Source organism: Arthrobacter rhamnosi (assembly GCF_054510975.1).
The window spans coordinates 589,653-611,723 of record NZ_JBTNDN010000002.1 but is presented as its reverse complement, the minus strand read 5'-3'; the positions used below and the strand labels follow the sequence as shown (position 1 = coordinate 611,723).

Annotated in this window: 20 protein-coding genes; 12 read left to right on the top strand and 8 right to left on the bottom strand. The window is 67.6% G+C overall.

Going from position 1 to position 22,071, the window contains the following annotated elements; all coding sequences use genetic code 11:
- The first annotated feature begins 5 nt into the window (after positions 1–5).
- The 7 genes from ACX80J_RS07215 (at position 6) to ACX80J_RS07185 (ending at position 8,401) form a co-directional block, all read left to right on the top strand.
- Positions 6–1,127, top strand: coding sequence for an aldose 1-epimerase family protein (locus ACX80J_RS07215; RefSeq protein WP_459347296.1), 1,122 nt, complete (start codon positions 6–8; stop codon positions 1,125–1,127).
- Between the two features lie 87 nt (positions 1,128–1,214).
- The gene (locus ACX80J_RS07210) at positions 1,215–2,465 is read left to right on the top strand and encodes a CaiB/BaiF CoA transferase family protein (protein ID WP_459347295.1); all 1,251 of its coding nucleotides are present in this window, start codon (positions 1,215–1,217) and stop codon (positions 2,463–2,465) included.
- Positions 2,462–3,610: an extracellular solute-binding protein gene (locus tag ACX80J_RS07205; RefSeq protein ID WP_459347294.1), complete on the top strand. Its 1,149-nt coding sequence runs from the start codon at positions 2,462–2,464 to the stop codon at positions 3,608–3,610. Before ACX80J_RS07210 ends, ACX80J_RS07205 begins: the two co-directional genes overlap by 4 nt.
- 2 nt (positions 3,611–3,612) lie before the next feature.
- Positions 3,613–4,404 carry an enoyl-CoA hydratase/isomerase family protein gene (locus ACX80J_RS07200; protein WP_459347293.1) on the top strand — a complete coding sequence of 264 codons (792 nt, stop codon included), beginning with the start codon at positions 3,613–3,615 and terminating at the stop codon, positions 4,402–4,404.
- 56 nt (positions 4,405–4,460) lie between these two features.
- Positions 4,461–5,681, top strand: a complete 1,221-nt coding sequence (locus ACX80J_RS07195) for a fumarylacetoacetate hydrolase family protein (RefSeq protein ID WP_459347292.1) — start codon at positions 4,461–4,463, stop codon at positions 5,679–5,681.
- Positions 5,678–6,793: a LacI family DNA-binding transcriptional regulator gene (locus tag ACX80J_RS07190; RefSeq protein WP_459347291.1), complete on the top strand. Its 1,116-nt coding sequence runs from the start codon at positions 5,678–5,680 to the stop codon at positions 6,791–6,793. Before ACX80J_RS07195 ends, ACX80J_RS07190 begins: the two co-directional genes overlap by 4 nt.
- Before the next feature lie 48 nt (positions 6,794–6,841).
- Positions 6,842–8,401: an aldehyde dehydrogenase family protein gene (locus tag ACX80J_RS07185; RefSeq protein ID WP_459347290.1), complete on the top strand. Its 1,560-nt coding sequence runs from the start codon at positions 6,842–6,844 to the stop codon at positions 8,399–8,401.
- Positions 8,402–8,483: 82 nt separating this feature from the next.
- Here the strand turns inward: ACX80J_RS07185 and ACX80J_RS07180 are convergent, their stop codons facing one another.
- Genes ACX80J_RS07180 through ACX80J_RS07150 form a run of 7 tightly spaced genes read right to left on the bottom strand, consistent with a single transcriptional unit; the run spans position 8,484 to position 15,669 of the window.
- Positions 8,484–9,614, bottom strand: a complete 1,131-nt coding sequence (locus tag ACX80J_RS07180; protein WP_459347289.1) for a Gfo/Idh/MocA family protein — start codon at positions 9,612–9,614, stop codon at positions 8,484–8,486.
- Positions 9,599–10,294 carry a ThuA domain-containing protein gene (locus ACX80J_RS07175; protein WP_459347288.1) on the bottom strand — a complete coding sequence of 232 codons (696 nt, stop codon included), beginning with the start codon at positions 10,292–10,294 and terminating at the stop codon, positions 9,599–9,601. Before ACX80J_RS07175 ends, ACX80J_RS07180 begins: the two co-directional genes overlap by 16 nt.
- Positions 10,291–11,346, bottom strand: a complete 1,056-nt coding sequence (locus ACX80J_RS07170; protein ID WP_459347287.1) for a sugar phosphate isomerase/epimerase family protein — start codon at positions 11,344–11,346, stop codon at positions 10,291–10,293. The genes ACX80J_RS07175 and ACX80J_RS07170 overlap by 4 nt, the downstream gene beginning before the upstream one ends.
- On the bottom strand, positions 11,339–12,520 hold the full coding sequence (locus ACX80J_RS07165) for a Gfo/Idh/MocA family protein (protein WP_459347286.1): 1,182 nt from the start codon (positions 12,518–12,520) through the stop codon (positions 11,339–11,341). The genes ACX80J_RS07170 and ACX80J_RS07165 overlap by 8 nt, the downstream gene beginning before the upstream one ends.
- Before the next feature lie 22 nt (positions 12,521–12,542).
- Positions 12,543–13,433, bottom strand: a complete 891-nt coding sequence (locus tag ACX80J_RS07160) for a carbohydrate ABC transporter permease (protein WP_459347285.1) — start codon at positions 13,431–13,433, stop codon at positions 12,543–12,545.
- Between the two features lie 2 nt (positions 13,434–13,435).
- Positions 13,436–14,323, bottom strand: coding sequence for a carbohydrate ABC transporter permease (locus tag ACX80J_RS07155; RefSeq protein WP_459346168.1), 888 nt, complete (start codon positions 14,321–14,323; stop codon positions 13,436–13,438).
- A gap of 26 nt (positions 14,324–14,349) precedes the next feature.
- On the bottom strand, positions 14,350–15,669 hold the full coding sequence (locus tag ACX80J_RS07150; protein WP_459347284.1) for an extracellular solute-binding protein: 1,320 nt from the start codon (positions 15,667–15,669) through the stop codon (positions 14,350–14,352).
- Positions 15,670–15,947: 278 nt separating this feature from the next.
- Here ACX80J_RS07150 and ACX80J_RS07145 point away from each other — a divergent pair, with 278 nt between their 5' ends.
- Positions 15,948–16,979 carry a LacI family DNA-binding transcriptional regulator gene (locus ACX80J_RS07145; protein WP_459346100.1) on the top strand — a complete coding sequence of 344 codons (1,032 nt, stop codon included), beginning with the start codon at positions 15,948–15,950 and terminating at the stop codon, positions 16,977–16,979.
- Here the strand turns inward: ACX80J_RS07145 and ACX80J_RS07140 are convergent.
- Positions 16,976–17,791, bottom strand: coding sequence for a DeoR/GlpR family DNA-binding transcription regulator (locus ACX80J_RS07140; protein WP_459346099.1), 816 nt, complete (start codon positions 17,789–17,791; stop codon positions 16,976–16,978). The two genes, ACX80J_RS07145 and ACX80J_RS07140, sit on opposite strands and share 4 nt — an antisense overlap.
- A gap of 239 nt (positions 17,792–18,030) precedes the next feature.
- On the opposite strand from ACX80J_RS07140, the gene ACX80J_RS07135 reads away from it, so the two are divergent.
- The 4 genes from ACX80J_RS07135 (at position 18,031) to ACX80J_RS07120 (ending at position 22,068) form a co-directional block, all read left to right on the top strand.
- Positions 18,031–19,308 carry an ABC transporter substrate-binding protein gene (locus ACX80J_RS07135; RefSeq protein WP_459347283.1) on the top strand — a complete coding sequence of 426 codons (1,278 nt, stop codon included), beginning with the start codon at positions 18,031–18,033 and terminating at the stop codon, positions 19,306–19,308.
- Between the two features lie 71 nt (positions 19,309–19,379).
- Entirely contained in the window at positions 19,380–20,303 is a 924-nt protein-coding gene (locus ACX80J_RS07130; RefSeq protein ID WP_459347282.1) for a carbohydrate ABC transporter permease, read from the top strand.
- A gap of 1 nt (position 20,304) precedes the next feature.
- A complete protein-coding gene (locus ACX80J_RS07125) occupies positions 20,305–21,150 on the top strand; it encodes a carbohydrate ABC transporter permease (protein ID WP_459346096.1) in 846 nt (281 codons plus the stop codon).
- A gap of 54 nt (positions 21,151–21,204) precedes the next feature.
- On the top strand, positions 21,205–22,068 hold the full coding sequence (locus ACX80J_RS07120) for a ketose-bisphosphate aldolase (RefSeq protein ID WP_459346095.1): 864 nt from the start codon (positions 21,205–21,207) through the stop codon (positions 22,066–22,068).
- Positions 22,069–22,071 lie beyond the last annotated feature (3 nt).

Below are 22,071 nucleotides of genomic sequence, written 5' to 3'. Positions count from 1 at the left end.
CCCCGATGAACATCTTCGGTTCGGACCTGACCCGGGCAGAGCTCCTGCAGCGCACCGGTGACCTCTCGGCCGTGGCCGGCATCCGCCAGGTGGTGCTCGACAACGGGCTTGAACGCGGGGTGCGGGCCATCGACCTGCGCACCGCAGCGGGCCTGGAGGTCGAGGTACTGGTGGACCGCGCCTTCGACCTGGGCTCGGCACGGTACCGCGGGATGCCCCTCGGCTGGCGCTCCGGTAACGGCTTCCGGCATCCGGGCCTCCACGAGCATCACGACGAAGGGGGCCTCTCCTGGCTCCGGGCACTCGACGGGCTGCTGGTGAGCGGGGGCCTCGACCACACCCTCTTCGGAGGGGAGGTCGATGCGACGGGCTACGCCTATCCGCCCAAGCAGACGGTGTCCCACGGCCTGCACGGGCGGCTCACCGCCATCCCGGCCCGCCTGCTCGAGGCGCGCGAGATCGTCGGCGGGGACGGGTCCTCGATCCTCAGGGTCGTGGGGGAAGTCGTGCAGGCCACCTCGTTCGGCGAGCACCTGCGCCTGACGCGCAGCATCGAGCTGGACTTCGACGGCCGGGAGATCCGCCTGCACGACGTGGTGGACAACCTCGGCTTCGAGCGGACGCCGCACATGTTCCTCTACCACCTGAACTTCGGCTGGCCGCTGGTGGACGAGGGCACCGAGTTCCTCGCCTCGATCGGTTCCACGCTGTGGGCGTCCGACTCCGTCGCCGCCCAGGGTGTCTCCTACCGGAAGCTGCCGCAGCCGCAGAAGGGCTTCATCGAGCAGGTCTTCGAGCACGAGCTCGTGCCCGACGCGGAAGGCCGCCACCGGGTCGCCCTGCTGACCGCCGACAGCAGGTTCGGCGTCGAGGTGTCATGGGAGGCGGCAGGAATGCCGCACTTCTTCGAATGGCAGAACCTGCGGAGCGGGCAATACGCCATCGGCCTCGAGCCATCCACGCACCACGTGACCGGGGACGCCGCAGCCCGGGACGACGGCTCCATGATCTGGCTCGAGCACGGCGATTCGCGCGAGTACCGCACCACCATCCGCGTCCTCGACGGCACCGATGCCACCGAGACGGTGCGCCGTTCCATCCGGGCGGCCGGGGACCAGCCCGAGTAGGGCCCGGATCCGCAGCGCCCACCCCACCCACATACACCACGTCCCGTCACCGACGGATGCCGAGCCGAGGAGAACGAGGAACCCACCATGAGTGACCCAACCGCCAACGATGCCCCGGAAGTGCTCTCGGGCATCCGGGTGCTCGATTGCTCGATAGCGATGGCGGGGCCGTTCGCCGCACAGCGCCTGGGCGACCTCGGAGCCGACGTGATCAAGGTCGAGCCGACCACGGGGGAGTGGCAGCGCCATGCCGCGGCCGGCGGAGCGACCGGCAACCGCATCAATGTGTCCTTCCTGTCGCTCAACAGGAACAAGCGCTCCATCGCCGTCGACCTGAAATCCGAGGAGGGCAGGGGAATCACCTACGACCTGGTGAAGTCCGCCGACGTGTTCCTCCAGAACTACCGGCCAGGCGTCGCCGCCAGGCTGGGCGTCGACTACGAGACGATCAGGGCCATCAACCCGGGGATCATCTACGTCTCCATCTCCGGCTATGGGGAGGACGGGCCGTACCGCAACCGACCCGGACAGGATCTGCTGCTCCAGGCGATGAGCGGAGCGATGCTCTCATCGGGCATCCAGGGGGAGCCCCCGGCAGCAGCAGGCCAGTACCTCGTCGACGCCGTGACGGCGTCCACCGCCTTCGAGGGAGTCCTCGCCGCCCTATTCCACCGCGAGCGCACCGGTGAGGGTCAGCTCGTCTCGGTCAACATGCTCGACGCCATCACCACCCTGCAGATGCAGGAGCTGTCGGTGTTCACCGTCGGGAAGGTCCCGCAGACACGGGGCACGGAGCCCCACGCCCACGTCTATATCCGAGCGCCGTACGGCACCTTCTCGACCGCCGACGGCTTCATCGCCCTGGCCATGCCCGATCTCCACGTCCTCGGCGACGTCATCGGCGAGCCGTCCTTCCTCGGCATGAACTCCGAGACCGACAGCTGGACCCACCGTGACGAGATCTTCCGGAAGACCGCCACCCGCCTCGCGACCCGCACCAGCGCGGAGTGGCTCGAATCCCTCAGCGCCGCCGGCATCTGGGCCGGCCCGGTCTACGACTACCAGGACCTCGTCGACGACGAGCAGATCGCCCACAACGGCACGTTCATCGAATACGACCACCCGACCGAGGGGTTGGTGAAGACGCCCGGCTTCCCGTACCGCCTGTCCGCCACTCCCCCGCGGATCCATCGGGGCGCGCCCCTGGCGGGCGAGCACACCCGCGAGATCCTCACCGAACTCGGCATCACGGCGGTGCGGGCGGCGGAACTGCTCGACGCCGGCATCGTGGCCGACGAGGCACCCATCAGTGCAGCGCCGGAACGGACGTCGGCGTGAACTCCTACCGGGGCATCACCTGGGACCACCCGCGAGGGAAGAACGCGCTCCTGGCCGCCGCCCGCGCGGCCCAGGAGAGCGCTGCAGGACTCGACCTGACCTGGTCCGCGCACTCCCTCGAGCATTTCGAATCCCACCCCGTCGACGATCTCGCCCGGAACTACGACCTGATCGTCCTCGACCACCCCCACCTCGGTGAAGCGCTCGAGCACGACGCGCTCATCCCCCTCGACGCGGTGCTGGGCCCCGAACGCATCGACCGGTGGTCCGCCCAGTCGGTCGGGCCGTGCTTCGCGTCGTATTCCCTCGACGGGCACCAGTGGGCCCTCCCGTTGGATGCAGCCACCCAGGTAGCCGTGCACAAGCCCGCGCTCGTGGCCGCGCCGCCGAGCACCTGGGACGACGTCGAGATCCTCTCGGGGCGTGTCCCCGTCGCGCTGTCGCTCGCCGGCCCGCACGCCTTCCTCACCTTCGCATCCCTCTGCGCCGCCTACGGCGCCCCCGTGGGCGGGCCCGACGGCGGGGAACCCGGCCTTCGCGAATTCGTCCCCGATGCCGTCGGCGCCGGCGTCCTCGAGCGGATGCGGGCAATCGGTTCGCGGGCGCCGTCCGGCACCACCGGCCTGAACCCCATCGCCCTGCTCCAGCGCATGACGGACACCGACGAGATCGCCTACTGTCCGCTCGTGTACGGGTACGTCAACTACTCCTCGCCCACCCTCCGGTTCACGGACGCACCGTCCGCCGTGCCCGGCGGGCGCCGCGGATCCACGCTCGGGGGGACGGGACTGGCGATCAGCGCCCGCGCGGAGATCAGTCCCGCGCTCCTCGACCACATCGACTGGCTGATGTCGCCGGAGACGCAGCGGCGTTTCATCCCGCTGCGCGACGGCCAGCCGTCCGCCAGGGTCGCCTGGCTGGACGACGAGGTCGACCAGGCGTCGGGTGGCTTCTACCGGTCGACCCTCGCGACCATCGAGGAGGCCTGGGTGCGGCCGCGGTTCCCGGGTTACATCGCCTTCCAGTCGAGCGCCTCGGCCATCGTGCGCGCCGTCGTCGCCGGAGACGTAACGGCAAGGAACGGCCTCACCCACCTGCGCGCGGAATTCGCCCGCGCTCGCCCCCTGACAACGGAAAGGGTCTGACCATGCTGTCCCCCATCGAACTGGAGACCGAGGAGATCGTCGTCGACCACTCCGGGTCCGTCGCCACCATCACCCTGAACCGACCCCGGAAGCTGAACTCCGTCACACAGGGCATGTCCGACGCGCTCGTGCTGGCCGCCGAATGGGCCAACGACAGCGACGAGGTCCGTGCCGTCGTGCTCACGGGATCCGGCGAGCGCTCCTTCTGCACCGGGTCGGACATCCGACAACTCGACAAGTACGCCACGCCGTGGGATTTCCGTAACCGCTCCGATTACTGCGACGCACTTCGCCTCCTGCGGAAACCTGTCATCGCAGCGGTGAATGGCTACGCGTTCGGCGGCGGGCTGGAGACGGCCCTGGCCTGCGACATCCGCATCGCCTCGACCACGGCGTCCTTCGCCGCCCCGGAGATCAAGCTCGGCTGGATCGGCGGCGGAGGAGTGAGCAGCCTGCTGGCCCACTCGATCGGCGCGAGCAATACGGCTCTGATGCTCATGACGGGCGATGCGATCAGCGCGCAGCAGGCGCTCGCCTGGGGACTCGTGTCCGAGGTGGTCGAACCCGATGCGCTGCTCCCCCGGGCGGCCGAACTCGCCGCCATCATCGCCTCACGCCCCCCGATCGCCGCGGAGATGGCCAAAGCGACCCTCCGGGCGGCGTTCAACCTGCCGCAGGACCAGGCGATGGCCTACGAACGGGACCTCCAGACAGTCGCCTTCGCCACCGAGGACGCGGCCGAGGGCCGGGCGGCCTTCGGCGAGAAACGGCAGGGCGTCTTCCGGCGGCGGTGAGCCGCTGCCTGCCCTCCCCCACCTGCACAACTCCGGCATCGAACAACGGACATCGCATGAGCCTTTCTGACACCGCCTCCATACCCACACCGGCACCCGCCACGGACCTGTTCGGCGACGGCGCCCAGGCGCTCCCGGCCGACGGCTACGCAGGGACGCTCATCGGTCGCGTCTGGGACCCCTCGGCCGGCGGGCCCTCCCCCGTCCTCCTCCTCGAGGACGGGGTCTTCGACCTGAGCGCAGCGTTCCCGACCGTGAGCGAACTCTGCGAGGCCCCCGACCCGGCAGCCGCCGCCCGGGCCTGCGCAGGAGCACGGATCGGGGCCTTTCCCGACATCTACAGCAACACCCTCCCGGGCATGCAGGATCCCCTGGTCCCCCGGCTCCTCGCCCCCGTCGACCTGCAGACCCTTCGCGCGGCCGGTGTCACCTTCGCTGTGTCGATGATCGAACGCGTCATCGAGGAGCGCGTTCGCGGGGACATCGAAGCGGCGGCCAGGATGCGCGAGAGCATCCTGGCCGAGATCGGCACCGACCTGCGCGACGTCCGCCCCGGCTCTCCCGAGGCGCTCGCCCTCAAGAGCTACCTCGTGGACGAAGGTCTCTGGAGCCAGTACCTCGAGGTCGGCATCGGGCCCGACGCGGAGATCTTCACCAAAGGCCCCACCCTGTCGGCCGTGGGCACGACAGCGCAGGTCGGAGTGCTCTCCACCTCCCAGTGGAACAATCCGGAACCCGAGGTGGCACTGATCGTCGACTCGACGGGGCGCATCGTGGGTGCCACGCTCGGCAACGACGTCAATCTCCGGGATGTGGAGGGACGCTCGGCGCTCCTCCTGCCCAAGGCGAAGGACAACAACGCATCCTGCGCGCTGGGTCCCTTCATCCGGTTGTTCGACGACACCTTCGACCTGGACGTCGTCCGGCGGATGCGGGTGGGCCTGGCGATCGACGGCCGTGACGGCTTTCACCTCGAGGCGGCCTCCGACATGGCCCAGATCAGCCGCGATCCGGTCGATCTCGTCACGCAGCTCACGGGGCCCCAGCACCAGTATCCCGACGGTGCCGTCCTGATGCTCGGCACGATGTTCGCGCCGATCGTGGACCGCGACGTCGAGGACCGCGGGTTCACGCACAAGCGGGGCGACGTTGTTAGGATCTCCTCCCGCGAGCTGGGTAGTCTTGTCAATTACGTCGAGGAGAGCGAGAGGTGCGAACCGTGGGAGTTCGGGATCGGCTCCCTGATGCGGAACCTCGCGAGCCGGAACCTGCTGTGAGCCGCGGGGGCGCCGCCCTCCCGGTCGGACCGCGGACAGACGCAGCGGAGGACGAGGCCGACGGCGGAACCGCCGGGCTGCTTGGTTCCCGGCAGACGCGGCGCTCGACCAACACGGTGACGCTGACGGATGTCGCGCAGCACGCCGGGGTGTCGCCGCAGACCGTGTCACGCTCGATCCGCTCACCGGAGCTGGTGTCGAAGTTCACGCTTGAGCGGGTCCGGCGGTCCATCGAGGCCACGGGGTACGTACCCAACCTCGCGGCGAGCAACCTGGCGTCCAACCGGAGCATGACCGTCGCGGCCATCATCCCGGCCATCTCGGCCTCCGTGTTCGCGGACGCGCTGCACGGCCTCGACGAGATCCTCGCCCCTGCCGGCTACCAGTTGTTCATCGGCTCCACCGATTACCGGCCCGCCCATGAGGAGGAACTCGTTCGAGCCTTCCTGGGCCGCCGTCCCGACGGGATCTTCATCGTCGGAACCCATCACTCGAAGCTGACCGAGACCCTCCTCCGCGAAGCGCAGGTCCCCGTCGTCGAGGCGTGGGACCTCACCGACGATCCCATCGACGGACTCGTCGGTTTCTCGAACAGCGACGCCCTCCGGGCCGTCGTCGAGTTCGCCGCCGAGCGGGGCTATTCGCACCCCACCTTCGCGGGATCGTTCCAGAGCGGTGACTTCCGCGCCGTCGCCCGGCGCGCGAGCTTCGAGGATGCGGTGCGGGACCTGTACCCGGGGGAGCCGGTGCGGGTCGTCGATTCGGGCACGGGGAAAGTCGACTTCGACACGGGACGCCGGCTGCTCGACGAGACGCTGTCGACGCACCCCGAGACCGACGTGCTGATGTTCGCGAGCGATGTCTTCGCTGCCGGGGCGCTCCTCGAATGTGCCCGGCGGGGCATCGACGTTCCCGGGGACATCGCCGTCACGGGGTTCGGGGACTTCGAGATCGCCCGGCACCTCCTGCCCACCCTCACGACCGTTTCCGTGCCCAACCGCGAGATCGGCACCACGGCGGGCAGACTGCTGCTCGCCCGGATGACGGACCAGGCCGTCGCCACCTCGAGGATCGATCTCGGTTTCTCGGTCGTCGCGCGCGACAGCGCCTGACGCCGGCCTGCCCACTCCCGCGCCGTTTCCGACCCGAAGGACCCTGCCATGTTGATGACCACCAACCCCTGCACCGGTGCCAGCGCTGCCACCGCACTCGAACCGACGCCGGCCGGAGGAGTCGATGGTGCGGCACGCCGAGCCGCAGCAGCGGCGGCAGAGCTGCAGCTCCGCGGCCGCGAGTTCCGGGCGACCCTGCTCGAGGCGATGGCTGTCTCCGTGGAGAACGCCCGTGAGCGCCTCGTCGCCGTCGCCGACTCCGAAACCGGCCTCGGGGCCGTCCGCCTCAACGGCGAGGTCAGCCGTTCCGCGTTCCAGTTCCGGCTGTTCGCCGAGGCCGTACGGGAGGGCAGCTACCTCGAGGCGATGATCGACTCCGCCGCCGAGACGCCCCTGGGCCCGGCCCCGGACGTGCGGCGCATGCTCGTGTCGATAGGGCCGGTCGCCGTGTTCGGCTCGAGCAACTTCCCGTTCGCGTTCTCGGTCCTGGGCGGAGACACCGCGTCGGCCATCGCCGCCGGTTCCGCCGTGGTGATCAAGGCGCACGGGTCCCACCTGCTGACCTCGCAGCTCTCACTCGAGGTGCTGCAGGAGGCCGCGCGCGCCGTCGATGCCCCCGACGGGACGTTCAATGCCGTTTTCGGCCAGGAGGCGGGGCTCGGGCTGGTCGTCCACCCGGACATCAAGGCGGCCAGTTTCACGGGTTCGCTCTTCGCCGCGGAGGCCCTGCAGCGCGCCATCAACACGAGACCGGATCCCATCCCGTTCTTCGGGGAGCTCTCGAGCGTCAATCCCCTCATCGTGACCGAAGGAGCGGCGAGCGCCCGCGGGACGGACATCGCCTCCGGTCTTTTCGGCTCGTTCACGGGCTCCGCCGGCCAGCTCTGCACCAAGCCCGGTATCGCCTTTCTCCCCGACAGCGCGGCCGGTCAGGTGCTGGTGGACTCCCTTCAGGAGCTCACCGCGAAAGCCGGCTCGCAGGTGCTGTTGAACAACCGCATTCGCAGCTCCTTCGACTCGATCTCGGAGCGCCTGATCGAAGCCGGTGCGGTCCGGATCGCCGGCGGGTCCGGGCCCGAGCACGGCGAGGACGCGTCCGGTGAGCTCCCGGCCCAGGGGTTCGCCGTCGCTCCCGCCCTCCTCGAGACCACGGCGTCAGCCCTGACGGAGCAGCTGACCGAGGAGTGCTTCGGCCCACTGATCGTCGTCGCCCGCTATTCCGGCCTCGACGAGGTCCGCGAAGCATTCGGCCGGATCCCCAGGTCCCTGACCGCGACCCTGCACGCCGAGGACGACGAGGAGGCCATCATCGCCCAGCTCACGCCGACGCTGGAGGCGAGTGCCGGCCGGATCGTCTTCAACGGGTACCCGACAGGCGTCCGGGTGACCTGGGCGCAGCACCATGGCGGCCCGTGGCCCTCCACCAACTCCCAGCACACCTCCGTAGGTGTTACGGCCGTGCGAAGGTTCCTTCGACCCCTGGCCTGGCAGAATGCGCCGCAGTCCGCGCTGCCCGCGGAACTCCATGACGGGTACGAAGCCATCCCGCGCCGCATCGACGGCGTGCTCGTGCTTCCTCAGCCGGTAGTACAGCAGGTCGGAGGCTGACCACCGCGGAAGCTCAGGGCTGGGCTGCGTGAGCGCCGACCGGCCGCGCAGAGGCGCGGCCGGTCGGTGAAGTCGCGGGTGCCTAGGTGGCGAGGGACGACACCGGCTCCGACAGCGACGTGAGGGCGACTGCCGCCGGCCGTTCCGCCGTGCTGAGCACCGGTACCGAGCTGCCGTCCGCTGCTGACCGCAGGAGCGACTCCATGACATCGAGCACATGGTAGGCGAGCTGCCCGCTGGCGCGGTGCTGATCGCCGGCGGGGGTGAGCGCCATGTCCGCCAGCCCGTAGCCCCTGCCCGCCCCGATGTAGCCTGCGCTGGTGGGGATGACCTCCCACCCGACCTCCCTATCGTTCTCCCTGTTCGCCAGGGTGCAGATCGACACCTCGCCGTCGAAGTAGTTCGGGTCGGGGACCGTGAGGCTCGCCTGCTCACCGTGGATCTCGATGTTGAAGGAACGGGTCTGCACGGCGTCGAAGCTCATCACCAGTGTGGAGAGCGCGCCTGATTCGTGGACGAGCACGCCCGTGACGTGGGTGTCGATGGAGACGGGAATCGTCTCGCCGGCCCTCGGGCCTCCGCCGATGGTGCGCTCCTTCCGGGTGTGGCTCGCGGCACCGATGACGGAGGTGACGGGGCCCAGCAGGGTGACCAGCGCCGTCACGTAGTACGGGCCCATGTCCAGGAGGGGTCCGCCGCCGGGCACGTAGTAGAAGTCCGGGTTGGGGTGCCAGCGTTCATGCCCTGGCGTGACCATCGTGGCGGTGGCCGAGATGGGCCGGCCGATCATCCCGCTGTCGATGGCGTGGCGCGCCGTTTGGATCCCGGTGCCGAGCACCGTGTCGGGGGCACACCCGACGCGGACTCCGGCTTCGTCCGCGAGCGCGAGGACCTTCCGGGCCTGGCTCGTGTTCGCGGCCAGGGGCTTCTCTCCGTAGACATGCTTCCCGGCGGCGATCGCACGGGTGGCCACGTCGGCGTGTGCAGCAGGGATGGTGAGGTTCAGGACGGTGTCGATCTCGGGGTCGGCCAGGAGTTCATCGACGGTCAGGGCCCGCACGCCCTCCTGGGATGCCGCGACGGCCTCGGCGCGGCTGAAGTCGAGGTCGGCGACCGCCCGGAGGTTGACGGACGGCAGCGACGGCAGGGTTTTCAGGTACTGGGCTACGATCGCTCCGCAGCCGATGATTCCGACGTTCAACGGCTCGCCCACAGCAAACCCCTTTCGATGATGGTTCTGACATTCGGGTCGTCGAGGATCTCGACGTGGTGGCCGGGGGTCGCCACGAAGATGCGGCCCTTGCCCCACTGCCGGGTCCAGATGGCGGGGGACGTCACCGGACGGTTCCACGGGTCCCAGGCGCGGACGGCCTGGGTGGTCGTCGCGAGCACGTCGATGTAGTCGTCCGCGAGCACCCAGTACTGTTCGGTCACGAGGTCGAAGTCCCCGATGCCGCGGGTGATCGGGTGATCCGCCGCAGCCGGGAGCATGTTCACCCGGTACGGCACGTAGTTGTCGGACTGTTCCCCGATCCTCTCGTCCGGGTGCTTGCCCGGATGGCATGCGAACTGCCCGCCGATGAGGTGGAGGTAATCGGATTCGTTGCGGTACGAGTCGGCGATCCCGCCGTGCCAGCCTGCCAACCCGGTCCCTGCCTCGATCGCTGCACGGAGACCGGCGAATTCGTCCTTCTCGATGGTGTTCATCGTGTTGCACTGGACGATCAGGTTGACGGTCGACATATAGTCGGCGTCCGCATAGATCTTCGGTGACTCCTCGATCCGCACGCTGTACCCGTTGTCCCGGAGGAACGGGATGAAGCGGTCCGTGGCCTCGACGGGCTGGTGACCGTCCCATCCGCCGCGGACGACGAGTGCTTCCTTGCTGGTCATGATGTCTCTTTCGTGGTGGATTGGCGGGAGAAGGCGGCGTCGAAGGACGCCGCGGACGGCGCGATGGTGGCCAGGTCCCGTACGAGGGCCAGGGCCTGCGGGGCGCCGACGAGCCGGTCCATCCCGGCGTCCTCCCATTCGATGCTGGTGGGCCCCTGGTAGCCGATCGAATTGAGCATGCGGAAGATCGGCTTCCACGGGACATCCCCGTGGCCGGCCGTGACGAAGTCCCAGCCCCGCCGCGGGTCGCCCCACGGCAGGTGCGACCCGAGACGGCCGTTGCGGCCGTTCAGCTGCCGGACGGATTCCTTCACGTGGACGTGGAAGATGTGCGGTGCGAAATCCTGCAGGAACATCACCGGATCCAGGTCCTGCCAAATGAAGTGCGAGGGGTCGAAGTTGATCCCGAAGCCGGGGCGGTCCCTCATGACCTCCAGGGTGCGCTGCGTGGTCCAGTAGTCGTAGGCGACCTCGGAGGGATGCACCTCGAGCGCGAAGCGGACCCCCTCGGCGTCGAACACGTCCATGATGGGATTCCACCGGGCCGCGAAGTCCTCGTAGCCGCGGGTGATCATCTGCTCGGACGCCGGAGGGAACATCGCGACGTACTTCCAGACGGACGAACCGGTGAATCCCGTGACGACCGACGCTCCGAGCCGGGCTGCTGCCCGGGCGGTGTCCTTGACGACGTCGGCGGCCCGCCGGCGGACTCCCTCGGGATCACCGTCCCCCCAGACCTCGGGGGTGAGGATGTCCTGGTGGCGTTCGTCGATCGGGTCGTCGCACACTGCCTGTCCGGTGAGGTGGATCGCGATGGCAGAGACGGAGAGGTTGTTCTCCTTGAGGATCCGGAGCCGGTCCTGGACGTAGTCGTCGTCGTTCGCTGCCCGGACCGGGTCCAGGTGGTCTCCCCAGCAGGCGATCTCGAGGCCATCGAAGCCCCACTCGCCGGCCATCCTCGCCACGTCCTCGAACGGCAGATCGGCCCACTGCCCGGTGAACAGGGTCACCGGCCGCGGTGTGGGACCTCCGGCTGCTGAAGGCTCAGACATGCTGCCACCCCGATCCGCTCGCTGCGGACTCCTCGATGGCGTGCAGGACCTTCTGGACCCACAGCGCCTCGTCGAAGGACGGCGACGGCGTGGTGCCGTCCGCGATCGCCTGGACCAGGTCGACGACCTGGTGCGTGAAGCCGTGCTCGTACCCGAGGCCGTGCCCGGCCGGCCACCAATTGCCGGTGTAGGGGTGCACGGAATCGGTGACGTTGATGGTGCTGAATCCCGCGGTCTCGGGAGGCTGCGTGGCGTCGTAGAACTCCAGGGAGTTCATGTTCTCGAAGTCGAAGGCGAGCGAGCCGAGGCTGCCGTTGACCTCCAGGCGCATGTTGTTCTTCCTGCCGGTCGCGAAGCGGGTGGCTTCGAAGACGCCGATCGCTCCTCCCTCGAAGCGCGCACTGAAGATCGCGGCGTCGTCGACCGTGACCGTGCCGGTCCCGCCGTCGCTGGCGCCCGAGCCGCCGAGGCCCACCCGGGTTCCCCCGAGGGGACGTTCGTGCACGAAGGTGGTGAGGAGACCGGAGACTCCCTGGATCGGCAGCCCGGTCACGTACTGCGCTGCGTCGATGCTGTGCGCTCCGATGTCCCCGAGGGCGCCCGATCCCGACTTGCTCTTGTCCAGGCGCCAGGTCATCGGGGCGTTCTCGTCCGTCAGCCAGTCCTGGAGGTACTGCGCCCGGATGTGCCGGATCGTGCCCAGCCTCCCCTGCTCGACGAGCCGGCGGGCGAGGGTCAGGGCGGGCGTGCGGCGGTAGGAGAACCCGCACATCGCGAAGACCCCGTTCGCCTCGGCGGCCCGGGCGGCCGCCGTCATGCGTTCCGCCTCCTCGACCGAATTGGCGAGCGGTTTCTCGCAGAGCACGTGCTTGCCGGCTTCGAGGGCTGCGATGGCGATGTCGGCGTGCGTGTCCCCGGGGGTGCAGATGTCGATCAGGTCGACGTCGTCGCGCTCCACCAGAGCCCGCCAGTCCGTCTCGGTGTCCCGCCAGCCCAGCTTTCCGGCCGCGGCCTTCACGGCCGCCTGGTCGCGGCCGGCGAGGACCGCGAGTTCGGGCTGGAGCGGGAGGTCGAAGAAGCGTGGCGCGGTGCGCCAGGCGTGGGAGTGCATCGCGCCCATGAAGGCGTAGCCGACCATGCCGACCCTCAGCGCGTTCTGCTGCGTGGAAGTCATCAGGCTGCAGGTTCCTTTCGGTCTACTTGTTGAATCCGGCGGTCAGTCCGCTCACGAGCTGGCGGCGGGCCAGCACGTAGAGGACGACCAGCGGGAGTGTGGAGAGCACGACGGCGGCGAGGACCGCCGGGATGTTCACGGTGAACTCGTCCTGGAAGGCCCAGAGCGAGAGGGGCAGGACCCGCTTGTCGGGGCTCTGGGTCAGGATCAGCGGGAAGAGGAAGCCGTTCCAGACGTGGAGTGCGTTGTAGATGGCGATGGTGACGACCGCAGGACGGACCAGCGGCAGGGCCAGGCGCCACATCATCGTGAACTCCGAGCAGCCGTCGAGCCTCATGGATTCGAAGAGCTCCCGCGGAACGTCCCGGAGGAAGTTCGACAGGATCAGCACCGAGATGGGGATGGCGAAGGCGATCGACGGCAGGATCAGCGCCAGCAGGGTGTCGTAGAGGTGCGCTTTCGTGATCATGAAGTAGATGGGGATGATCGTCGCCTGCAGCGGGATGGCGAGTCCCATCAGGAACAGCGTGTGCGCGGAGCCGATGATGCGCCCGCTCCCCCTCACCACCGCATACGCGGCCATGAAGGACACGACGACGGCGGGAATGACGCTTCCCAGCGTCACGATCACGCTGTTCAGGAAGTAGCGGACGAAATTCGCCTCGAGGACCGTCCGGTAGTTGACCAGGGTGGGTGAGGTGGACGGCGCCAGCGGGTTCGACCCGAAGAACCCCGCCTGGTTCTTCAGGCTCGTGATGACCACGTAGTAGACGGGCAGGATGATCAGGGCAAGCCACACCCACCCGCCGAGCCCGCCCAGGACGTTGGGCGTACTCCTGCCCAACCGCTTCCCCTGGGAGCGCTGCTTCACTCGCGTTTCATTGCCCCGCGCCGCGTCGGTTGCCAGTGCCATGGCTACGCTCCTTCCAGTTGGCTTGCGCTGCGGCTGTTGCCGCCGAGCCGCTGCAGCACCAGGGCGAGACCCAGGCCGATGACCACGAGGATCACGCCGAGGGCGCTCGCTGCTCCCATGTCATTGGCCCGGAACCCCGTGAGGTACATGTGCAGCGGGAGGAGCCGGGTCGCATACCCCGGGCCGCCGGCCGTGAGGACGAAGATCAGGTCGAAGTACGCCAGCGATCCCAGGACCATGAGGGTGGACGAGGTGATGATGGTGTATTTCAGCTGGGGCAGCGTGATGTGGAAGAACTGCTGGATCCGTCCGGCCCCGTCGATCTGGGCCGCTTCGTAGAAGGAGGCCGGGATCTGGCGCACGCCGCCCTGGTAGATGAGCGTGTGGAAGGGGACGAACTGCCAGGCGATGACGAAGATGACCACGAACAGCACCAGGTCGGCGCTGCCGAGCCAGTTCTGGGCGAGGACCGGGATGTGCAGGCCCGGCCCCATCCCGAAGTTGGGGTCCAGCAGCGCCTTGAACGCGATCGCCACGGCCGCCGATGAGAGCAGGAGCGGGACGAAGTACAGGACGGCGAGCACTGCCCGGTAGCGCTGGTTGCCCGCCGTGAACACCCCCAGGAGGAGGCTGATCGGGACCTGCACCACGAGCGAGTAGACCATGATCTTCAGCGTGACGATCAGGGCGTTCAGCGTCACCGAGTCCGTGAGGGCGGTGCGCCAGCTCTCCAGGCCAGCCCAGGTGATCGCGCCCAGCCCGTTCCAGTGGGTGAAGCTGAGGAACAGCACGCCGAGCAGGGGCACGACGGCGAAGGTCACGAAGAAGACCAGCGCCGGGACGACCATCCACGCCGAGGGCCCTTCGGCCCGCGCACCCCGCACCTTCATCGCGGGTTTCGGCTTCAGCAGGGTGCTCATTTGCCCAGGGTTGCGTTCATATTCTCGGCGAACTCTTCCGGCGTGATCTCGCCGATGAAGATCTGATCGAGGTTCGCGAGCATGGCGTCGCCCTGGGCGGGGCTCAGTGCCTGGTCCCAGGAGAGCTGGAAGCTGGGGGCATCCTGCGCCAGCCCGTAGACGAACTGGACGAAGTCCTTGTCATCGGAGGCTGCGAGCTGGTCCTCGATGCCGTTGACCGCGGGGACCGCGCCGGAATCGATCATGGCCTGCGTGTACTCCTCGCTGAACAGCCCGTCCTTGAGGTAGTTCAGGGCGGACTCCTTCTGCTCGTCCGACGCCGTCGAGGAGAGGGACCACATGTTCGCCGGGTTGCCCACGATGTTGGCGGGATCGCCCTCCCCGCCTTCGACCGAGGGGAAGGTGGTGAAGCCGACCTCTCCCGACTCGACGAACTCCGGGGCGTCGTTCTTCAGGTTCTGGTAGACCCAGCCGCCGTGGAGCATCATCGCTGCCTTGTCGGTGTACAGGAGGGCGCTGTCCGCTCCGGCGTCAGCGGCAATGGAGGAGAAGCCGTTGACGAATCCGCCGGCGTCGACCAGGTCCTGGATCATCGTGAGGGCCTCGATCACGGCGGGGTCGGACCAGGCGTTCTCCTTGCCGTCCAGGATAGCCTGGAAGACCTCGGGGCCGCCGACGCGGTCCACGAGGTATTCCAGCCACATCAGGTTCGGCCACTTGGACTGACCGGCCAGGGAGAAGGGTGCGATTCCCGCGTCGTTGAACTTGGGGACCAGTGCCATCAGGTCGTCCCACGTCTTGGGAGGCTCGGCGCCGATCTTCTCGAAGACCTCCTTGTTGTAGTACAGGACGATCGGCTGCATGTTGTTGTTGGGCAGGGCGTAGGTCTTGCCGTCGATCACACCGTTCTCGAGCACCGAGGGGATGTAGCGGTCCTTCACCTCGGGGTTCTCGGCCAGGAACTCGTCCAGTTCGCTGACGTGGCCGGCGTCGACGTAGGACTTCAGCACGCCGCCGCCCCAGCCGTAGATGAACGTGGGTCCCTCACCGGCTCCGACGGCGGTGCGGACCTTGGTCTTGTAGGCATCGTTCGCGAAGAATTCCTGGTTGATCTTGTCGTCCGCGTGCTCCTCGTTCCACGTCTCGACGGACGAGCGAAAGATCTTCTCGCTGCTGCCGGTCAGTGCCCACATCGTCGGGGACGCGGAGTCTGCAGCAGGGTCCTGGGGGCCGCTGGAGCCGCAGGCGGAGAGGCTGAGGGCCAGGGTGATGGCGGAGGCCGCCGAGATCAGGGAGGTGGTTGTTCGCATCTTCATCAGTTCTTCCGTAAGTCGACTCAGCTCGAGGCACCAGTGCCGGCTGAGATGGGCAGGTCAACTCCGCGGGTATGCGGTCGCTGACCGCCACGCTGCGGAAGAGATTCGAAATGTTTTCGATAACAACAAACTAACAAGCGTAAAGTTACCTGCGTCACACCGATCGGTCAATGCCCTCTCCGGCAGCAATTCCGCGGACCTGCTTCCGCACCCCTCGACTCTTCCGCCGGGCTCGGGCAGGATGGGGGCAGGCCCATCCCGGAGAGGATTTCGAAACATTGTCGGAAACTGAAGTTCGAACGAGGGCCACGCTGGCGTCCGTCGCAGCTCTTGCCGGAGTGTCCACTCCGACGGTGTCGAAGGTGATCAACGGTCGGGAGGATGTTGCCCCGGCCACCAGGAAGCGTGTCCTGGAAGCACTCCGGACGTCCGAGTATCAGCCGCCCGGTCAGCGCCTCGCCCTTGCGCCTCCGGCGTCCACGCTGATCGACGTCGCCGTGGACAGCGTGGCGACCGCGTACTACTCGGAGGTGATGGACGGGATCCTCGAGTGCGCGGAGTTGCACGGCGCCGAGGTCGTCCTGTCCAAGACGGGTCTCACGCATCTTCCTGCCGGTGAGCGGGCCGAGAAGATGCAGGCGTCAGGCCGCCGTGGCCTGCTCCTCGTCACGTCCCGGTGGTCTCCACGCGAGATCAAGGAAGTGAAGAAGCGAGGCATCGCCGTGGTGCTCATCGACCCCATCAATCCTCCCGGGCCGGGTGTGGCGAGCGTGGGTGCGACGAACTGGGCCGGAGGGAAAGCCGCGACGGAGCATCTGCTGGGCCTCGGCCATACCCGCATCGCATTCATCGGTGGACCTGCCAGCGCAGAATGCAGCCAGGACCGTGAGCACGGCTATGTCGCCGCCCTCCTCGAACGCGGCATCCTGATCTCGGAGGACTACGTCCTGGCGGGCAACTTCGACTCGGAGACGGGGCGGCGCAGCCTGGTCCAGCTCCTCACCCTGGACCACCCGCCGCAGGCCATCTTCGCGGCCTCCGACAGCATCGCCGTGGGCGTGCTCGCCGAGGCGCACGCACTGGGCATCTCGGTGCCCGGGGAATTGAGCGTGGTGGGCTTCGACGGGACCTACATCAGTGAACAGACCTCACCGCAGCTCACCACCGTTGCGCAGCCCCTGCGGGAGATGGGCCGGACGGCCGTCCGGGCGCTGCTCCGCGAGATGGACGGCGAGAAGCCGGACGGCACCCGTGTCGAACTGGCCACGCAGCTGGTGGTCCGCTCATCGACGGCGCCGGCGGCTCCCTAGTTCCCCTCGGGTACCAGCACGGTGACTCCGGCGGCGTCGAGCGCCGCGGCCAGCTCCGTCGACGGCGCCCTGTCGGTAACCAGGTAGTCAGCGCCCTCCAGCGGAACGATCTGCGCGAACAGCCGCCGGTCGAGCTTCGTGGAGTCGGCGAGGATGGCGGTGCGCTCGGCCCGGCTGATCATTTCCGCCATCATGGCGGCATCGCCCAGGTTCGACGTCGAACAGCCTGATGCGTCCACGGCACCGACGGCGATGAGCGCCATGTCGCAGCGAATGTCCACCTCGGGTGTGCTCCCGCTCATCCCGAGCGTCACGGGGCCCGTCGTCGCCTGGGTGAGGGTGCGCACGGCCCCGCCGAACATGTAGAGGTCACGGAACACCACCGGCGAGATCTCCGCCGGGATGCGGAGGTTGTTGGTGGCGATCGTCAGGTTGCGGTGGTTCCGCAGCGCCCGCGCGACGGCAAGGCTGGTGGTCCCCGCGTTGATCATGAGGACGGAGCCGTCGGTCACCAGGCCCACGGCGAGTTGGGCGATCGCCTCCTTCTCCGCCGTCTGCATGCTGAGCCGGACGTCGATCTCGCGGTCCCGGCCGGCTCGCTCACTGGTGCTGACTGCACCCCCGTGCGTCCGGATGAGGATGTTCTCGCGATCCAGCTGATCGAGGTCGCGGCGGATCGTGTCGATCGACACCTTGAAGTGTGCGGCGAGGTCGGCCACCGTCACGCGCCCCACCTCGTCCACATAGGCGGCAAGGTCGGCCTTCCGCCCGGCGGGGAGCTGGCGGACGTGCTGCAGTTCTTGCGATGTCATGCCCTCATCTGTAACACACAGACTTCGCGCGGGCCGCAGAAACGGCAGGAAACTGCAAAATCTTGCGGTCTAGCCTCGCTTTTGACCTATGCTGTTGCCGCTTTACGCGGTTTTGCCCCGGAAACCCTTGACGCAACGCCGTGATAGGGCGCACACTCGTGGTGAAAGCAGCAAGAAAACGCATAATCAAGCGAAATATCGCACCATCTCAACGAGGAGACCTGATGTCCCATCGGCGCATGCGTTCCCGCGCAACCCTGCTCACCGGCATCGCAACCACCGCAGTCTCGATCGTCGCTCTCACCGGCTGCGGTTCGGGCGGGTCTGGTACGGAGGAGGCCAGCGGTGATGTCACCATCGAGTTCGCACAGTGGTGGGAGCCCGAACTTCCCGACGGCGAGTTCCGCGCACTGATCGATACATTCGAAGAGGAGAACCCCGGGATCACCGTGGACCTCGTCAGCGGGCCCTACGCCTCCACCAAGGAGCAGCTGTTCGCCGGTGCGGCGTCGGGCACCATGCCGGACGTCGTTGGCCTCGACGGCGCCTGGGTGAGCGACTTCGCCGAGCAGGGCGTCATCGCCGACCTCGGTCCGCTGCTGGAGGGCGCCGGCTTCGACGACAGCCAGCTCGTCAGCCAGGTCAAGGTCGAGGACAAGACCTACATGGTCCCGGTCGTGAACTTCGTCTATCCCATGTTCACGAATGACGACCTGCTGTCGCAGGCCGGCGTGACCGCTCCCCCGGAGACCCGCAGCGAGTTCGCCGATGCCGCCAAGAAGGTCTCCGACCTCGACGGCGACGCCTCCGGCTGGGTCCTCCCCCTCTCCCTCGAGGCGCCGAACGGTGTGCAGAACGATGTCATGTCCTGGGCCTGGGCCTCGGGCGGCACCATGCTCAAGGACGGCAAGCCGGACCTCACGAACGAGGACGTCACCTCCGCCGTCGAGTTCATCGGCGGCATGTGGGATGACGGTGTGATCGCCCCGGGCAGCTTCACCATGAAGGAACAGGACAAGGTGGAGGAGTTCACCAACGGCCGCGTCGGCATGATGATCGACTCCCTCGCGCACATCAACCTGATCCGCGAGACCAACCCGGACCTCAAGTTCTCCATCTCCGCGGTCCCCGCTGAGGATGGCTACACCGGCGAGCGCGGCATCCCCTACGCCTCCTGGGGAATCGGCGTCGCCGAGAACTCCGAGAACAAGGACGCCGCCGCCAAGCTGGTCTCCTTCCTGATGAGTGAGGAGACGAACTCCGAGCTCTCGACCATGGCCAACGCCTTCCCCGGTAACACCGAGTCCGTCCCCGCCTTCGTCGAGGACGACGACCTGTTCAAGGAGGCCTTCGACATCTACCAGGCGGGCTACCCGGCCAACGAGTTCGTCGGCCTTCCCGTCGCAGAGGAACTGATGCGCCAGCTCGGTGCCCAGCTGCAGTCCGCCTTCGACGGCCAGCAGTCCCTCTCCGAAGCGCTCCAGAAGGCGCAGACGGAGTGGGAAGGCGAGTTCTAGGTCCTCCCCCCGCACCGGATCGGGCACCGCTGTCCCCCCGCGGTGCCCGATCCCCCACAAAGGTCACCCCCATGAGCCTCCGCACGTTCACCCCGCCCGACCCCGAGACCCTCCAGGGGGCACCGCCCCGGAAGCGCCGCCAGCTGCGCCGCGCCGGCGAGTCCTACGGATTCCTCGCCCCCACCCTGATCCTGTTGTTCGTCCTCATGATCGTGCCGATCGTGATGGTGATCGGCTACTCCTTCCAGGACAACGTGATCCTGAAGAAGTCCTCCGAGTTCACCGGGACGGCCAACTACGTCACCGTGCTGACGGATCCGGCGTTCTGGAAGGCGACCGGCAACACGGTCTTCTTCTCCACCGTCAGCGTCGCCGTCCACCTGGTCCTCGGCCTCACCTTCGCGATGCTGCTGAACAGCCCGCTGATCAGCGTGACGTCCCGGGCCGTGTTCCGCGCCCTGTACGTCCTGCCATGGCTGTTCACCGCGGCCGTCATCGCCGTGCTGTGGCGCATGCTCCTCTCACCCAACGGGATCGTGAACTTCCTGCTGAGCACGGACGTGGAGTGGCTCGCCGATCCGCAGCTCGCGCTCGGCACGGTGACCTTCATCAACATCTGGGCCGGCTACCCGTTCTTCATGGTCAGCCTCCTGGCGGGCCTCCAGGGTATCCCGCAGGACCTCCACGAGGCTGCGAGCATCGACGGCGCCAGCCAGGTGCAGCGCTTCTGGAACGTGACCATCCCCCAACTCCGACCCATCATCATCAGCCTCCTGCTGCTCGACCTCATCTGGACCTCCCAGCAGTTCGCGCTGATCTGGCTGACCACGGGCGGCGGGCCGATCGACGTCACCGAGATGCTCAGCACCTACACCTACAAGCTCGCCTTCGCCAACTACGACTTCTCCCTTGCCGCGACCGCCGCGGTACTGATCCTGCTGATGTCGCTGGTGCTGGCTGTCCTCTACGTCCGCCACCAGAAAGCAAGGGATTGACATGGCGATGACCACGCAACGCCGCACCCTCCTGGCGAAGTCCGGCGTCCTGGCGGGCCTGGTCCTGGGGGCCGTGTTCGCCGCAGGACCCGTTCTCTGGATGCTGTCCAGCTCGTTCAAGTCCAACACCGAGATCTTCGAACTGCCGCCCAGGCTCATCACGAACTCGTTCTCGTTCGACGCCTATGCCGCGATCCTGACGAACTCCGAGACGCTGCGGTTCTTCTTCAACAGCTACCTCGTGGCAGGCGCGGTCACCATCCTGACGTTGCTGGTCGCGATCCACGCCGCCTACGCGTTCAGCCGGTTCCAGTTCCGCGGCAAGCGGGTCCTGAACGTCGTCATCATCAGCGTCCAGGCTGTCCCGCCCATCACCCTGCTCATACCGTACTTCGGTCTGGTGGTAGGCCTCGGCCTCTACAACACCTACCCGGGGCTCATCCTCACGTACATGGTCTTCACGCTGCCCTACGCAATCATCATGATGACCGGCTACATGAACACCCTGCCCCGCGAACTGGACGAGGCCGTGCGGGTGGACGGCGCCGGGTCGCTCACCGCGCTGTGGCGTGTGCTCGTGCCCATCTCGGTCCCCGGCATCGTGTCCGTGGGCATCTACACCTTCATGATCGCCTGGAACGAGTACCTCTTCGCTTTGACCCTGACGAGGACCACCGAGATGCGCACGGTGCCGATCGGCATCCAGCTCCTCATGGGGCAGCACTCGTACGAGTGGAACCAGATCATGGCGATGAGCATCCTCGGGTCCATCCCCGTGCTGATCCTCTTCCTGGTCCTCCAGCGCTTCTTCATCAGCGGCCTCACCGCCGGCTCCGTCAAGAACTGACCCTCGCTCCCCCTCGATCCACCTCTCGTACGTCATCTATCAAGGAGAATCACAGTGCTGTACACCGGTAAGTCCATCCTCGACGTCGCCAACGAACACAACTTCGCCATTCCCGCCTTCAACATCAGCGACTGGGCGATGTTCAACGGCGTCATGGACATCAGCGAGGAGAAGGAGGCTCCGGTCATCATCGCCATCCACCCGGACGAGGTCTCCCACATCACCACCGACCTGGTCGCCGCGATGCGCAGCCGCGCCCACCGCTCGAGCGTCCCCGTCGCCATCCACTGGGACCACGGTGGGACGTTCGAGCAGATGATCACCGCCATCCAGGCCGGCTTCACGTCGGTCATGATCGACGCGTCCCTGCTGCCCTTCGACGAGAACGTCGCGCTGACCCGCAAGGTCGTCGAGGCGGCGCACGCCGTCGGCATCCAGGTGGAGGGTGAGCTCGGCACCATCGGCGCCAATGACAGCTACGGGGAGTCCGGTGCCGCGGAGATCATCTACACCAACACCGACGACGCCGTCCGCTTCGTCAAGGAGACCGGCGTGGACAGCCTGGCGATCGCCATCGGCACCTCGCACGGCCTGTACCCGGCGGAGAAGAACCCGGAGCTGCGCCACGACCTCCTCGAGGAGATCAAGGCCGCCGTCCGCATCCCCCTCGTGCTGCACGGCGGCTCGGCGAACCCCGACAGCGAGCTGGCACGCGCGGTGAGCCTGGGCATCAACAAGATCAACATCTCGAGTGACATCAAGGTCTCCTACCACAACGCCATGCGGAAGATCCTCGGGACCGACGAACGCCTGCGCGAGCCGAACGCCATCCAGCCCGGGGCCATCGCCGCCCTGAAGGTCACTGCTGCGGAGAAGATCGAGCTGTTCGGCGCGGACGGGAAGGCCAAACTGTACTGAGAA

Coding starts and splice junctions, on each gene's coding strand:
- ACX80J_RS07215 (WP_459347296.1), top strand. CDS start 6: ATGAACATCTTCGGTTCGGACCTGACCCGGGCAGAGCTCCTGCAGCGC.
- ACX80J_RS07210 (WP_459347295.1), top strand. CDS start 1,215: ATGAGTGACCCAACCGCCAACGATGCCCCGGAAGTGCTCTCGGGCATC.
- ACX80J_RS07200 (WP_459347293.1), top strand. CDS start 3,613: ATGCTGTCCCCCATCGAACTGGAGACCGAGGAGATCGTCGTCGACCAC.
- ACX80J_RS07195 (WP_459347292.1), top strand. CDS start 4,461: ATGAGCCTTTCTGACACCGCCTCCATACCCACACCGGCACCCGCCACG.
- ACX80J_RS07185 (WP_459347290.1), top strand. CDS start 6,842: ATGTTGATGACCACCAACCCCTGCACCGGTGCCAGCGCTGCCACCGCA.
- ACX80J_RS07175 (WP_459347288.1), bottom strand. CDS start 10,294: ATGACCAGCAAGGAAGCACTCGTCGTCCGCGGCGGATGGGACGGTCAC.
- ACX80J_RS07170 (WP_459347287.1), bottom strand. CDS start 11,346: ATGTCTGAGCCTTCAGCAGCCGGAGGTCCCACACCGCGGCCGGTGACC.
- ACX80J_RS07165 (WP_459347286.1), bottom strand. CDS start 12,520: ATGACTTCCACGCAGCAGAACGCGCTGAGGGTCGGCATGGTCGGCTAC.
- ACX80J_RS07160 (WP_459347285.1), bottom strand. CDS start 13,433: ATGGCACTGGCAACCGACGCGGCGCGGGGCAATGAAACGCGAGTGAAG.
- ACX80J_RS07155 (WP_459346168.1), bottom strand. CDS start 14,323: ATGAAGGTGCGGGGTGCGCGGGCCGAAGGGCCCTCGGCGTGGATGGTC.
- ACX80J_RS07150 (WP_459347284.1), bottom strand. CDS start 15,669: ATGAAGATGCGAACAACCACCTCCCTGATCTCGGCGGCCTCCGCCATC.
- ACX80J_RS07140 (WP_459346099.1), bottom strand. CDS start 17,791: ATGACATCGCAAGAACTGCAGCACGTCCGCCAGCTCCCCGCCGGGCGG.
- ACX80J_RS07135 (WP_459347283.1), top strand. CDS start 18,031: ATGCGTTCCCGCGCAACCCTGCTCACCGGCATCGCAACCACCGCAGTC.
- ACX80J_RS07130 (WP_459347282.1), top strand. CDS start 19,380: ATGAGCCTCCGCACGTTCACCCCGCCCGACCCCGAGACCCTCCAGGGG.
- ACX80J_RS07125 (WP_459346096.1), top strand. CDS start 20,305: ATGGCGATGACCACGCAACGCCGCACCCTCCTGGCGAAGTCCGGCGTC.